12 protein-coding genes, 1 tRNA gene and 1 riboswitch are annotated in these 15,089 nt (G+C 41.5%); of the genes, 6 read left to right on the forward strand and 7 right to left on the reverse strand.

What is annotated here, in order from left to right:
• Positions 1-2: 2 nt before the first annotated feature.
• From F902_RS13915 to F902_RS13925, 3 genes are read left to right on the forward strand one after another with little or no spacing between them, the layout of a single operon-like run.
• Positions 3-881: an ABC transporter ATP-binding protein gene (locus F902_RS13915; RefSeq protein WP_005204376.1), complete on the forward strand. Its 879-nt coding sequence runs from the start codon at positions 3-5 to the stop codon at positions 879-881.
• A gap of 53 nt (positions 882-934) precedes the next feature.
• Positions 935-1,951 (forward strand): isopenicillin N synthase family dioxygenase, encoded by a 1,017-nt coding sequence (locus tag F902_RS13920; RefSeq protein WP_005204377.1) that lies wholly within the window; start codon positions 935-937, stop codon positions 1,949-1,951.
• Positions 1,948-2,823, forward strand: coding sequence for a hypothetical protein (locus F902_RS13925; protein WP_005204385.1), 876 nt, complete (start codon positions 1,948-1,950; stop codon positions 2,821-2,823). Before F902_RS13920 ends, F902_RS13925 begins: the two co-directional genes overlap by 4 nt.
• Before the next feature lie 428 nt (positions 2,824-3,251).
• Here F902_RS13925 and F902_RS13930 read toward each other — a convergent pair whose 3' ends face one another.
• From F902_RS13930 to F902_RS13965, 7 genes are all read right to left on the reverse strand, one after another.
• The gene (locus F902_RS13930; RefSeq protein WP_005204387.1) at positions 3,252-4,283 is read right to left on the reverse strand and encodes an ABC transporter substrate-binding protein; all 1,032 of its coding nucleotides are present in this window, start codon (positions 4,281-4,283) and stop codon (positions 3,252-3,254) included.
• A gap of 81 nt (positions 4,284-4,364) precedes the next feature.
• On the reverse strand, positions 4,365-4,802 hold the full coding sequence (locus F902_RS13935; protein WP_004654007.1) for a CopG family ribbon-helix-helix protein: 438 nt from the start codon (positions 4,800-4,802) through the stop codon (positions 4,365-4,367).
• A gap of 302 nt (positions 4,803-5,104) precedes the next feature.
• A complete protein-coding gene (gene uca, locus F902_RS13940) occupies positions 5,105-8,710 on the reverse strand; it encodes an urea carboxylase (protein WP_005204388.1) in 3,606 nt (1,201 codons plus the stop codon).
• Positions 8,711-8,719: 9 nt separating this feature from the next.
• Positions 8,720-9,364 (reverse strand): urea amidolyase associated protein UAAP2, encoded by a 645-nt coding sequence (locus tag F902_RS13945; protein WP_005204389.1) that lies wholly within the window; start codon positions 9,362-9,364, stop codon positions 8,720-8,722.
• 16 nt (positions 9,365-9,380) lie between these two features.
• Positions 9,381-10,118, reverse strand: a complete 738-nt coding sequence (locus F902_RS13950) for an urea amidolyase associated protein UAAP1 (protein ID WP_005204390.1) — start codon at positions 10,116-10,118, stop codon at positions 9,381-9,383.
• 46 nt (positions 10,119-10,164) lie between these two features.
• Positions 10,165-10,266, reverse strand: a riboswitch (guanidine-I (ykkC/yxkD leader).
• A 205-nt stretch (positions 10,267-10,471) separates the two neighbouring features.
• Entirely contained in the window at positions 10,472-11,725 is a 1,254-nt protein-coding gene (gene glyA / locus F902_RS13960) for a serine hydroxymethyltransferase (protein WP_005187674.1), read from the reverse strand.
• A 243-nt stretch (positions 11,726-11,968) separates the two neighbouring features.
• Positions 11,969-13,216: an alpha/beta hydrolase gene (locus F902_RS13965; RefSeq protein WP_005204393.1), complete on the reverse strand. Its 1,248-nt coding sequence runs from the start codon at positions 13,214-13,216 to the stop codon at positions 11,969-11,971.
• A gap of 242 nt (positions 13,217-13,458) precedes the next feature.
• Between F902_RS13965 and F902_RS13970 the strand changes: the two genes are divergently transcribed.
• From F902_RS13970 to F902_RS13980, 3 genes are all read left to right on the forward strand, one after another.
• Positions 13,459-14,142 carry a putative quorum-sensing-regulated virulence factor gene (locus F902_RS13970; RefSeq protein ID WP_005204394.1) on the forward strand — a complete coding sequence of 228 codons (684 nt, stop codon included), beginning with the start codon at positions 13,459-13,461 and terminating at the stop codon, positions 14,140-14,142.
• Between the two features lie 149 nt (positions 14,143-14,291).
• Positions 14,292-14,873 carry a hypothetical protein gene (locus F902_RS13975; protein ID WP_005204395.1) on the forward strand — a complete coding sequence of 194 codons (582 nt, stop codon included), beginning with the start codon at positions 14,292-14,294 and terminating at the stop codon, positions 14,871-14,873.
• 125 nt (positions 14,874-14,998) lie between these two features.
• Positions 14,999-15,074 (forward strand) — tRNA-Arg (locus tag F902_RS13980).
• Positions 15,075-15,089: the final 15 nt, after the last annotated feature.

Consider the following 15,089-nt stretch of genomic DNA (forward strand, 5'->3'; position numbering starts at 1 on the left):
ATATGACGGATAATTTTAATGCCAAAGCCTATTTTGAGCATATTTATACGCGTCCCGTGATGCTGGAAACCAAGCAACTGACACAAATTTTTCAGCATGGCACATCTGAAAGAATCGTACTCAATCAGATAGACCTTCGTATTCATAAACGCGAATTTGTCTGTGTAATTGGTCCTTCAGGGTGTGGCAAATCAACCTTAAGCCGTGTGGTTGCAGGTCTAGATGACTACCATAGTGGCGAAGTTCTGGTTGAAGGACAAAAGATTAAAGGCCCAAGTTCAGAACGTGGTATGGTCTTTCAAGGTTACACCTTATTTCCATGGAAAACCGTCAAAGAAAATGTGATGTTTGGGCCTTTGATGAAAGGCATCAGTCAAACCCGTGCCGAAGAAATGGCACGTGAATGGATCAATATTATTGGCTTAGAAAAATATGAAAATCAGTTTCCACATGAACTTTCAGGTGGGATGAAACAGCGTGTCGCCATTGCCCGTGCCCTAGTCAATGAACCCAAAATCTTATTGATGGATGAACCTTTTGGCGCACTCGATCCCTACACCCGACAAAAAATGCAAAAGCATCTCATGGACTTATGGCAAAACATTGATATCACTATTTTATTTGTCACGCATGACATGGATGAAGCCATTTTACTGGCAGATCGTATTGTGGCTTTAAAAGCCAATCCAGGTGAAGTCAAAGAGATTATCGAAGTCGATTTACCACGTCCACGAAGCATGGAACTGATGCATTCACCTGAATTCAAACAGCTACGGCAGCGTGTTGATCTATTGGTGCATCACCAAGAGGAAGCCCTAGATCCCGCGTTGCAGGATTTACCTAAAATTCCACGTATGACCCAAATGAGTACACAGAAATAAAATAGCGTTTGGGACGACCCAATCTGCTTCATTTATTGCTGGACGACCAGCCAATGGTGAATCTCATGAACCATGATTATGTGTTGCCCTTAATTGATATTTCACTCCTCAACAGCGCGAGTTTAGAAGATCGCAAACAAGTAGTGAAGCAACTTGATCAAGCCTGTAAAGACGTCGGCTTCTTATACATTCAGGGGGAGCAATTTCAACCTGAACTGTTCGATCAGTTAAAACAAACCGCGCAGCATTATTTTAGCCAAGACCAAGCCACTAAAATGCAACATTATATTGGTCTATCCGAAAATCATAGTGGTTATGTGCCAATCGGCGAAGAACAATTCAAAACCAATGTCTATGATCTAAAAGAATCCTATGACATCAATTATGACTATCTCGGTGAGCTGCATCGTCGTCCTTTGCTCGGCCCAACGCTATGGCCTGAAGATGCCCACTTTAAACACACTGTCTTAAATTATTATCAACATATCAAAGCCATCGGCAATCAGCTATTTAAAGCTTTTGCTTTGGCACTTGATTTGAATGAGGACTTTTTTGAACCGCATTCAAAGCATGCGCCGAGCCAATTGAGACTAATTCATTATCCTTACAATCCCGAGGCTGAAGATCAATCGGGTATTGGCGCACATACCGACTATGAATGTTTTACCCTTTTATTTCCAACGGCTGAAGGTCTGCAAGTACTCAATAAACAAGGTGAATGGGTCGATATTCCTTTAATCGAAAACACCATGGTGATGAATATTGGTGACATGATGGAAATCTTATCCAATGGTCGTTATCTGGCAACCAAGCATCGTGTAAGACGGGTACAGCAAGAGCGTTATTCATTTCCGCTGTTCTTCTCCTGTGATTATGACTATCTGATTCAGCCACTCATTCCAAATGAAGTGCCGTTATATCCGCCAATGAAAGGTGGTGAGCATCTATTTAATCAAACCGCTCAAACTTTTATGTACCTCAAGCAACGCATTCAGTCGGGTGAGTTGGTACTTGAAAATGCCCGTCCACTGCACTCCTTTGGCTTAAATGAACAGGGAGCAAGCGAATGAATTTAATCAACTTATTAGCGCAACTTGAGCCAACAGTAATTGATGATCACTTGCCCTTACCACGCTATTTATTGGGATGTTTTAGACGTAAAAGTATCAGCTTCTTTAATGGCATGACCGATGAAAAAACTATTGTGTATTGGTTTCAGTCCAGATCTTTTAGCATTGATCTACGACTGATCGATGCCAATCAAACTGCAGTGCATGAGCGACAAGGATGGATTGGCGATACTTTATGGGATTCAGAGCGCGAATTACTCTCTTGGCAGGTTCATCAGAACTATCAGAATCATATTCAATGGCCTGAACCCGCCAAGCTTTACCCGATCGGCAATAGCATTTTAGAGTTCTCACCTTCCCATGCCTACGTAGAAGATTGGCGACAACAGGCTCAGCATGGCTTATTGCTTGGTTTACGTCTATTTCAAATGCAACATGTGGCAACACAAAAGATTGTACCTATGGATGGGGGCTTGATGATCGCCGATCAACACATGGCTTATGCACAATCACGCCTTCCCCAACAACAAAATCAACTGAGGAATGGTCCAATTGATCATCCTGAAAATGATCTCAAAGCCATTGAAAGCTATGAAGTCTCGGTTGCTTTAAATGGTTCTTCTATTGGTTTTAGTACAATCACCAGTCGTTTGCAGCAATCAATTACACTCGATGATTTTGAAATAAAAGATGCCAATACCCTGCTCCAACTGAAACAGATTGAAGGTGAGCTGTATCGACTTTATTTTCATCTGGATATGTATCTACCTGATTTTGTATTTAATACCACAACAGCAACCACCACAGATACACAACACTGGTTGGATGCCGAGCAAAAGCATTTATTAAAAAATGCCACGCGAACTTACTAATCCTGTTTCTATCTGATTAACCTAGACAAGGGCTATTGTGATAAATATCTTTATCGTAATCGCCCTAATTATTTGAAAATCTATAAATATAAAAAATCACTCTTCAACTAAGTTAAATATTGCAAATCTAAATTCATCAACAAAATGATACTCGGAAATGTCGTCTGCAACCTGCCTGATATCTATAAAAGTATTGTCTTTGCAATATCTATATTTAAATGAAAGAAGAGAACAGGTTTTGCAGATGACAATGGTTTTGCCTACTTTTCCCGAAAGAAAAGTAGGTCGAACCTGAACGACGTTGAAATATATTTCAACTGAAGTGCAAGACGCAGTGGTTAATTTAATAATAAGACGAGATGTATATATGACTCCGCTATGATTTTTTATTTTGGATATATTGAAAATACATCTGATCAAACAGAGCACTATTTCAACTCATCCACCAACGCTGGATAAATCAAGCCATCTACATCCACTGCAGTTTTATAAATCCCATTATCGACATTGAACTGATTAACGTGATAGGTCGAACCATAAATCGAATCAAAGCCTGTTCCCTTTTGGAACACTTTCTTATTCGCAGCAATATCCAGTAAATGCGTCCCCTCAATAAATTGCTCATATTGTTGAGGATCAACACCAACACGATTAGCCATGATTTTTACTGCATCTGCATGTGTTGCAGGGTCTTGAATATACTTCACTGTTTTATCCCACACTTGGATCAGCTTTTTCCAATCCTCTTTATGTGCAGATAAATGAGTTGGATTCACCGCAAGCGTATCGTAGATTAAGCCGGGTTTATCTTTGGAACTATAAATGATCTTAGAGCCTGCAACGGCTTTTAAGGCTTGATTGGCAACGGGTTGCCAAACGGCAATTGCAGCAATATCCTGACTGCTAAACACTTGAGGAAGTTCATTGGTTACTGAGTTGACCAGTTTAATATCTGAAAAAGGAATCTTGGCATCGGTCAAAGCCGTCGATAACAACAGGTGATCGACTAATCCTTTTTCTGTAGCAATGGATTTGCCTTTTAAATCCTGAATGCTGTTGATGCCATTCTTGGCAATAATCACATCATTACCCGAAGAATAATCGGTCACCATAATGACCATGCCCTTGCTTCCACCCGAGGCATTGACTAAATTATCTCCATTGGTAATAAATACAGCATCCAGTTGATTGGCAGCAAAGGCAGAAATTGAGGCAGAATAATCGAACCATTTAAATTCAACATTTAAGCCTGCGTCTTTTAACCAGCCCTTTTCAATTGCTACTTGCCAAGCCACCCAACCAGGCCAATCACTATAGCCAATCGTCATTGGAGTCGTTGACATCGAATCTTTGGACTCCGTTGCTTTCTCTGCTGTTGGCACTTTAGCCGAATTATCACACGCTGTAAGGCCCAGTCCCAACAGCACTGAAACAGATAAAGTTGCTATTGCTTGCTTCATAATCACCCCATATCTTTTTTGAAAATTTTGCCCACATCTCAATCATGTGTTTATCGACAATAGGAATGCAGTAGTCCCTTCCTATTCATTTTGCTGTAAGGGTGGCATCACGGCATCCATAAGTTCCAGATGCCCTTTAATCACCCCTTTTAAGGCAGTAAATTGTTGGCTAATCTGTTTAAGGTCATTACTGCCACCTTGTAACAGCATGACTTCCAATATTTTTTGTTGATCCAGTTGAATATGTAATGAACTGATCACCTGTTCTAAAAACTTCTGCTGTAAATCTAAGAGCTGCATACGCAGCGGCATACAACTGGCGTCGTACAGCAAGGTCAGCGTGCCGACCATGACTGCATTTTGCTGTGCCTGTTCAGCAATGAGATGCTTGTTGATCATGTCGACAATTGCCTGAGAGCGACTTTCATAATGCTCTTCGACAATAGTTTGATCTAAGGCTTCAACCGTCTTTTCAGGGACGGTAATACTGATTCGAGTCAGTTTAGGACGAGCATTCATAATGATCAGACTAGTGTTTAGGAAGCTGGGTTTGCTTTACATACAGACCTGCACGGACGCTCAGTAAATTGGCAAAACAGCGCGCTGCAACTTTGAAATACTGAATTAGGATTGATTGCGTTTTCATAACCACCTCAGCCTGAGTAATACCAAATTTATAATTCGTAATATTTAATGCAGTATCTATGCCAGTTTTTTAGCCAACTAAAGTAGAAAAAAACCGTGTGAATTGCTGAATAAATGCACATAAAAAAAGCCCTATGTTTCATCATAGGGCCTTTTCTGCATCATGAGTTTAATCGTTATACAGCAGGTGCAAGCGTGAATAATGCCTGTCCTGTTTTTACCGTTTGCGCTTTATCAATCAAGATACTATCAACTTTCATTTTTGCAGGCGCAAGGATTGGGATTTCAATTTTCATTGCTTCAATCACCGCCAAAGTTTCACCTTCTTCAATAATATCTCCCACGGTACATTCAATTTTCCAGACTGAGCCTGGCATATGTGACTCCACGATCATGCCACCGTTTGGAACTGTGATCTCTGAATCATCCAGTACCGCATCTAGACTTTCAGAAACATATTCAGCCAAGCCCTCTTCATGCCATCGACGGCGCTCGTCTTCAAAATTGCTTTGCTGAACCTGTTTAAAAGCCTGAATACGGCTTTCATTGTCTTTTAGAAAAGCATTATAGTCCTTGAGATTCAGTACCCCTTCTTCGATCCTCAGTTGCAAACGACCTGCTTTAAAGTCTTCCCGCATGTCCAACAGTTCAGGTTCAGACACTTCATAAAAACGGATTTGGTCAAAGAATCTAAGCAACCATGGCTTATGTGGTTCAAAATTCGGATTTTGACGATAACGACTCCACACCTGTGTGGTACGTCCTACGAATTGATAGCCACCCGGCCCTTCCATCCCATAAACGCACATATAAGCCCCACCAATTCCGACCGCATTTTCAGGCGTCCATGTTCGTGCAGGATTATATTTAGTGGTGACTAAACGATGTCTCGGGTCTAGTGGTGTGGCAACAGGTGCGCCCAGATAGACATCGCCCAACCCCATCACTAAATAAGCGGTGTCATAAACCACATCTTTTACCGCTTGCTTCGATGCAAGACCATTGATACGGCGAATGAACTCGATGTTATCTGGACACCACGGTGCATCAGGACGAACCAATTGCGTATATTTTTCGGTTGCAAGCTGCGTTTGTGAATCTTCCCAAGCTAAGGGCAAATACACCGTTCTAGACGGTACCTGCATATTTTCAATATCAGGTAATTCACTTTCAGCCACCTGTAACAAGCGCAGTAAATCCAGTTGCTCTAGAATCATTGAATTATAATGAATCTGTAATGAACGAATACCTGGGGTTAGATCAATGATGCCCTGAATATTTTGTTGCTGTACCCATTGCATCAAGGCATGAATACGAAAACGTAAATTGAGATCTAAGACCAGTTCACCATATTCTACCAACAAATATTGGTTACCTGCGGGGCGATAGCTTACTTTGGGTTTATCCGCACCCTGATCCAAAGTCGCCAATACCGCATTTTTTAAGGTGACAGGTTCTGCTTTGAATATCGGTTCAAAATTAATCTGTGATACCGTTTCATTCTGTAAGGCCGATTGATAACGCTGTTCTAACTGTTGCGCCTGCGCATAGCTGACAGGAATAAATCTGACTTTATCGCCTGCTTTCAGTTGCCCCAACTTCCACAACTCGGAGTTAATCACCACCGCAGGACAAACGAAGCCACCTAAACTCGGACCATCTGGCCCTAAAATAATCGGCATATCTCCCGTGAAATCAATTGCACCAATCGCATAGGCATTGTCATGGATATTCGACGGATGTAGACCTGCCTCACCACCATCAATCCGTGCCCATTCAGGTTTAGGTCCAATCAAACGAATGCCAGTACGACTCGAGTTAAAATGAATCTCCCAGTCTTGATCAAAAAACATGGCAACATCATTTGGCGTAAAGAAATCAGGTGCACCATGCGGGCCATACATGACCGCGATTTCCCATTCGGTTTTAAAACTTGGGATTTGTTCAGGCTTTAATGCAACTGTTTGCTCGATTTTCGCTTCAGTGATTGGCAACATATCACCAATCAGTAAGTTACGCCCTGCATGACCACCAAATTGCCCTAAGGTAAATGTGGCTAAACTACCTAAATAAGCAGGCAGATTAAATCCATGTTTAATCCCAATATAGCTACGACAACCTGTACTGATACGACCACATTTAAGTACCTGACCTTTACGGACATTAACGGTCGACCACATCGCCACAGGCTGCCCATCCAGACTAGCCTCCATCTCACCGCCAGTGATGACAATCTGACTGTCACAATGAAATTTTAAAGTCGGTCCAAGCAAAGTACATTCTAGTCCAGAACTGTTAAATGCATTGCCCAACAATTGATTAGCAACATTCAAGCTCAATGCATCCATCGCGCCTGAAGGCGGAACACCAACATCCCAATAACCCAAGCGACCTGTTACATCTTGCACTGCAGTTTGAATTCCTGCCTGCAACACCTCTATTTTTTGAGTTTTCCATTCAAAATGATTCAAGAAACGCGTGGTCTGTGTGCCTTGCTGAAACACCTCACCCGCGATAATTTCCTGTAAGTATTCGAGATTGGTTTCAATCCCTGCAATTTCCGTATTACTTAGGCTATTTTGCATCGCAGCAATGGCCTGCTCGCGATCTGCTGCTGTGACAATAATTTTTGCAATCATCGGGTCATAGAATGAAGAAACATTTGAGCCTGTTTCCACCCAGGTTTCCACCCGTGACTGAGCATCAAATTTGACACTGGTCAATAAGCCTGCGCTAGGTTGAAAGTTCTTAATCGGATCTTCGGCATATAAACGCACTTGAATCGAATGGCCTTTGGGTGGCGCAATCTGTTGCGGTGCTTGCCAATCCCCACTGGCCAAGGTCACCATCCATTCGACCAGATCAACGCCATAAACCTGTTCCGTCACTCCATGTTCCACTTGCAAGCGTGTATTCACTTCCAGAAAGTAAAACTGTTGTGTGTCGGTATCCATCACAAATTCAACTGTACCCGCGGAACGATACTGCACTGACTGCATCAGTTGAATGGCGACCTGTTGAATATACCTACGTTGCTCTTCATTCAAATGTGGTGCAGGTGTTTCCTCAATCACCTTTTGATTACGGCGTTGTACGGAACAATCACGCTCACCCAGTGCAATGACATGACCCTGACCATCACCGAAAATTTGTACCTCAATATGACGCGCATTTTCGACAAACTTTTCCAGATACAATCCCGCATCTTTAAAATTGGCTTGTGCCAGATAGGAAACGGTTTGATAGGCTTCTTTTAATTCCTGTTCTTTCCACACCAGACGCATACCAATACCGCCACCGCCTGCGGTGCTTTTCAGCATCACGGGATAACCAATCTGGCTAGCCTGAAGCAAAGCATCATCCAAGTCGATAAGCAACTGACTACCCGGTAGCAAGGGTACATTGTTTTGAATTGCCAATTCACGTGCGGTATGTTTTAGACCAAAATCGCGCATTTGCTGTGAAGTCGGACCAATAAAGGTGATGCCCTGTTGCTCGCATAGATCACAAAATGCAGCATTTTCCGATAAAAAACCATAACCAGGATGAATCGCTTCGGCCCCAGTATGCTGTGCTGCAGCCAGAATTTTTTCAATATTAAGATAGCTTTGCTGTGCAGTTGAATCACCAATAAAAATCGCTTCATCAGCTAAACTGACGTGTAAGGAATCCCGATCCGCTTCGGAATAAACCGCAACAGATTGAATCCCAAGTTTCTTTAAACTACGAATGACACGACAGGCAATCGCACCACGATTGGCAATGAGTACTTTTTTAAACATTATGTCACCTCACGCGTCACGTATAACAAGTTGAATTTTGGTCGGGTTATAGGCATTACAAGGATTATTCAATTGCGGACAATTCGAAATCAGAATGATCAGATCCATTTCCGCTTTGATCTCCACATATTTACCCGGTGCAGACACCCCATCTTCAAACTTTAAATGACCTTCAGCGGTTACTGGTACATTCATAAAAAAGTTAATATTGGGTCCAATATGACGGACATTGAGCTGATGCTTTTTGGCAATCGGATGCTGTGCCAAGGCGTACATAAAATTATTACGGCAACTGTGCATCGAATATTTATCGTGTGCATAACGTACCGTATTGCTTTCACATGAACATGCCCCACCTAAGGTGTCATGTCTGCCGCAATTGTCATCGATAATAGTGGCAATTGGGCGGGCAAAATTACTAAATAAGGTTGTGCCTTTTTCCAGATAAAGCTGCTGATTTTGTGCCAAGGTATCGGTTGCGCTATAGCGCTCTTCGGCATTGTTGGCACTGATAAATAAGGTATCAACGGCTTGGTTGCCTTCCAGATCAATAATGCGGAAGTACTGACCTTGCTTCACCTCACCCATCCACGCTTCGCCTGCAAGACAAATCTCATCTAAAACAATCTGTTCTATCTTTGCTGATGCTGTCATTTTCTCGCTCCCCATCTTAGTTCGACAATGCGTAATAGCGTGTGTTATTGGCAAAACCACGTTGATTTTGAGCACATGAATCCCGACAGACATCCTGTTCAGTTAAGGCATTGGCTTTGAAAAGACGAAGTTGGATATCGGCAGGTTGATAAGGTGCAGATGAATCGAGTGGATGTGGTGCCGCAGAAAGAAATACGAGACAATCCATTTCAAAGCGCAGTTCAATCTTTTGATTTTGATTATCGTCTGTGATGTAGCTTAATCGGCCATGATCATCAGGCTGGACTTTTGAAAATAAATTTACCGTCGCACTCAAATCCGCTTGGCCTAGACCAAACTTGGTCAATTCCACCAATAAACTATCTAGACCATTTTGATGCATGTCATTACGAGCATCCTGAAAGTTTTTCTGACCAAAATGTTGTGCAATATGCTGTGCCGTACTCGGACCACAAAACACATCATTCCAGCCATGTTGATCTTGAACAATGGAGGCCATCACACGACCCAAATCAGAATACAAAACATGCCCTGTCGAGAGAAAAGCCGTATGTTGTGCTTTCAAACTATCCGGCATATTAAAGCGCTCCAACTTGTCATCGGCATTGACACAGAACAAAGACACATTGGCACGATGTTCCAGTGCTTCAAACTGCAAAACTGCACCACGTTGAATGCGACCAGACCAGTGATGCCCACCCGGTAGTGTTTCTTCCCACAGTATTTTATTGTCGTGATAGAACGATTGATTCATAACAAACCTCTTGCGGATGCTTAACCTCGTTATGGCGATATGCCTGTCCTCCCGGGCTTTTATCCCTCCGTGTAGTTCTATCGAACCGTTATCTCTCGGACCAGTCATGTCTCCCTACGGACACATCGGAACCCTAGACAACTTTATCTGTATTGTATGAAGCAAAAGACATGCCAGTTTAGTAATACGATTTTCCATATTCGTAATACTAAAATGATCATTTTTAGATTGTTCTAGGTGCGCTTTTAAAAAGAAAGCACCAATTTGATGCTGTGAAATTGGAATGATTGATACTTTTAGGTTTTCTTTATCCATAAAAAAAGCGCCTTACGGCGCTTTTTTAGATATACAAATTAGTTTGCATATACTGGGAATTTTGCACAAACAGCTTCAACTTTAGCTTTTACGTCAGCGATAACTTTCTCGTCACCTTTGCTGTCGATCACGTCAGCGATCCAACCTGCAAGCTCACGTACTTCAGCTTCACCGAAACCGCGAGTCGTCACTGCTGGCGTACCAATACGAATACCAGAAGTTACGAACGGAGAACGTGGATCATTTGGAACCGCATTTTTGTTTACTGTAATATGAGCTGCACCTAACCAAGCATCAACCTCTTTACCCGTTACGTCTTGTTTAATCAAAGACAATAAGAATAAATGGTTTTCTGTACCACCAGAAACAACATCAAAACCACGTGAAATTAATACTTCAGCCATAGCTTGAGCATTTTTCACCACTTGTTGTTGGTAAGTTTTAAACTCATCAGACATTGCTTCTTTGAAACAGATTGCTTTAGCAGCAATTGCATGCATCAAAGGACCACCTTGGTTGCCTGGGAATACAGCTGATTGAAGTTTCTTTTCGATTTCTTCATTTGCTTTCGCAAGGATTAAACCAGAACGTGGACCACGAAGTGTTTTATGCGTCGTTGTTGTCGTTACGTCTGCAATTTGCACTGGGTTAGGATAAACACCAGCAGCAACTAAACCAGCAACATGCGCCATATCAACAAAAAGGTATGCACCTACTTTGTCTGCGATGTCACGGAAACGCTGCCAATCAACGATTTGGCTATAAGCAGAGAAACCAGCAACGATCATGCGTGGCTTGTGTTCCAACGCTAAACGCTCTACTTCTTCATAATCAATTTCGCCAGTTTCAGTATTCAAACCATACTGAACAGCGTTATAGGTTTTACCAGAGAAGCTTACTTTAGCACCGTGAGTCAAGTGACCACCGTGAGCCAAGCTCATACCAAGAACAGTATCACCTGGGTTAAGAAGCGCGAGATAAACCGCAGAGTTTGCTTGTGAACCCGCATGTGGTTGAACGTTTGCATAGTCAGCACCAAACAACTCTTTAGCGCGATCAATCGCAAGTTGTTCAATCACATCCACATATTCACAACCGCCGTAGTAGCGTTTGCCAGGATAGCCTTCTGCATATTTATTCGTAAGTTTTGATCCCTGTGCTTCCATTACAGCTGGTGAGCAATAGTTTTCAGATGCGATTAACTCAATATGCGCTTCTTGGCGTACGCCTTCAGAAGCAATCGCTTGAGCTAATTCTGGATCAAATTCAGCAATAGAAATATTGGCAAACATTAGCGGAGGGTCCTATATATTAGGGCTTTTAAGCCGTGCTAAAGATTGGTGCATATTGTAGCACGAAGTTTATGGTTTCACAGATTGATATTTATTTAATTATTCGTGAATTTTATTCATTCCTAGCAATGGTTTTGATAAGCCAAAATCAACAAGCTATTTTTTATACATTTTTATATATTAGAGGCTAAAATTGAAAAAGCCCAATCTTCTCAAAACGGAAAATCGGGCTCCTCTGGTCTCTTAATTATTGGCAGGCATTTTCGTTTTTACATCATCCACAATATTCACAATATTCGCCTCATAGGCAGTACTATGGTCCCACTCTGCATTGGTAATATATTGGATTTTTGATCCTTTATTTTGAGCAGTTGTGACCAACACATCTGTTACAGCTTTAGGAACAGTTGTATCTTTGTCGCCCTGATAAATAGTGACAGGTTGATTCAACTTCACTTGAGCTGGCTGGGAATCTGTATCCAAGAATGTTTTTATCACAGGAATTCCCATAAAGTTAGTTTGAGTTCGCGGGTAACCATCTAGACTATTATTATGGCTTGCAGCATAAATCCCCATACTTTGGACAAAAGCCTGCCCTAAACTTTTGTCGCCACTAGCGCATAAGCTTTCAGCTTTACTTGCCACATCATCTGTAGGAACTTTAAATACATCTCGATAAGTTAAAGCAGGCGCACTATTTCTAAGCCCAGCTGTGATCAATGCAGTATATGTATCTAACTGTGCGTACATCGCAATTTTTTGCGCTAAAGGTGCATTCTCAACTGACGCATTACCATTGACTAAAATCGCAGCTAAATTAGAGGCAGGTGCAACAGCAATCGTCCCTTTATAGTCAAGCTTAGCACGACTTTGATATTGAGCTGCACCTAATGCGGCTTGCCCACCTTGAGAGTGCCCAACGGTCATCCATTGACGTGAAAGCAGTTTACCTTGCCCTGCTAAATAATAGCGTGCAGCAACCACTGCATCGGTAATTGAATATGCCTCACTTTTAACATTCAAGAAAGGATGAAGTTCGCGACCACTTGGCTCTCCTAAACCCTCATAGTCAGGTGCAACCACCACATAACCGGCTGCCAGAAATTGGCTAATCATATCTTTAATAGCAGGATTAGTCTCATTACGACTCGGTGCACATTGATCTGCAACCCCTGTTGTACCATGCGCCCAAGCAACAATTTTCCAGCCACCTGCTGGCGTTGGTCCACCAGGGACAAACAATAAACTGGTTGCCATGGTCTCTTTACCATTTTGTCCTAGCATTTTATACGTCATGACCGAACTTTCAGCAGCCACGGCGCTAAAATCTGTTTTGGTATAAGCGACAGGAATACCCACCACTGGATTTTTAATATTATTTTCTGGAATTTGTGGCTTAGGTACAAACGAAATATTGTCGTCATCATCATTACAAGCTGTAAGCAACACACTTGAGCTCAGCAGTGCAACCGTTAATAATTTCATATTCATGTCATGTTTCCCTGATTATTATCGTTTTCATTTTAGTGCTTAGTATTTCTTTTACTAAGGCAATTACTTCCATAAGGATGCGCTTAATATCAAATTGTTCAAGTATTTTTTTATTTTGCTGTTTATTTATTCAAACTCTTTTTGATAACTAGAAAATTAAATCGCATCCCCTTCATTCAGCACTGCTGACTATGAATTTCTTGTAAGATATTCGCACACTCAACTCAAGCTAGGTTAGTTTTATGCAAGCAATCATCTTAGATACTGAAACACATACACTGAATGGTTTGCCGATTGAAATTGCCTATGCCCCGATTGAAATTGAAAATGGCAAACTCAGTCTCTATAAAAAACAAATTTTTGATCAGCTTTATCAAGTTGGCCAGCCCATTTCATTTGCTGCGATGGCGGTACACCATATTTTAGAATCAGATCTAATTGACCAACCATTTTATAATGAGTTTCAACTTCCTGCTCAGACCACTTATATTATTGGCCACAATGTTGATTATGATATTGCCGCAATTGCACGTTGTGGCGTAGACACCTCAAAGTTAAAACCGATTTGTACCTTGGCTTTAGCCCGCCGTGTTTGGGAAGATGCAGAGGCACATAATATTTCTGCTCTGATTTATTTGATTTCAAAAGGTAGTGATAAAGCACGGGAAATGTTGAAAGGTGCACATCGAGCCGATGCAGACATTATCTTAACCGCCAACATTCTGATGCATATTATTCATCAGCTTAACATTCAAAATATTGAACAACTTTATCTTGCTTCTGAAGACGCCCGTATTCCTAAAAGCATTACTTTTGGTAAGCATAAAGGTACTGCCATTCAGGACCTCCCTGCTGATTACATTCAATGGCTAATGCGTCAGGATGATCTTGACCCGTATTTACGCAAAGCCTTAGAAACTAAATGAGTGAAATAAGGGATAAAGTTCTCAATTTTTAGCTTATTTGCCACTTACTTTTAACAAGGCAATGATATTTAATAAATTGTTAACATTATTGTCATTTTTTAACCTTATCTTAATCTCCGTCTAGATCTTGATTTGGGGGAGATTAAGAGATGTCACATTTTTTTAAAACCGAGCTTGGGCAAACTGCCCTACAAGAACGTAGTATTGCATTGACTGCACGTCAACGTCGTCTACTACTTTTAATTGATCATGAAGATTTTAAAGAGCTGGATCAAGACTATAAGGAAAGGATTGCACCGACTGAACTGGTTCAACAACTGATTGATATGGGTCTACTGGCTGAACAAGCAACACCTATTGTTCAAAAAGAAAATCTAGTGCCCGAACTAAAAGCTCATGATCTCAAAACAACATCAGAGCCCGTTACAGCACAAGAAACAATCGCACCAAAACCGATTGAGGTTGAACTAAAACCAGAAATCGAACCTGAAATACTTGAGTTAGAAAAATTACCTTTTGTTGAAATCCAGCAAGTCATGATTCAAACACTCACGACCTATTGCGGTCTGATGGCGCGTCCGTTGATACAGAAAATTCAGTCGATTAGTTCTTTACAACAACTGAAGGCCTGCCAAATGCAATGGATTACGTCCTTGCAAGAATCACGGATTCCACCGGCTCAACTGAATCAAACTTTAAAGTTGATCAATTATTCAGTGCAGCATTTATAGTTGAATATGCAGAATCTCGATAAGTTGAGAATAAAATTGATGTTTTAATAAACAAGAAGTACCTTTATTGAAAGGTATATATTTACCTGCCTGTATTTTTTGCCTATGATGTGGCACGCATATATGCGCTCATAGCTCAACTGGATAGAGTACAGGTCTCCGAAGCCTGTGGCGTGGGTTCGAGTCCCGCTGAGCGCACCATTGCATCTCCCTCCC

It is taken from the genome of Acinetobacter higginsii (assembly GCF_000369525.1).
Taxonomy (GTDB): Bacteria; Pseudomonadota; Gammaproteobacteria; order Pseudomonadales; family Moraxellaceae; genus Acinetobacter; species Acinetobacter higginsii.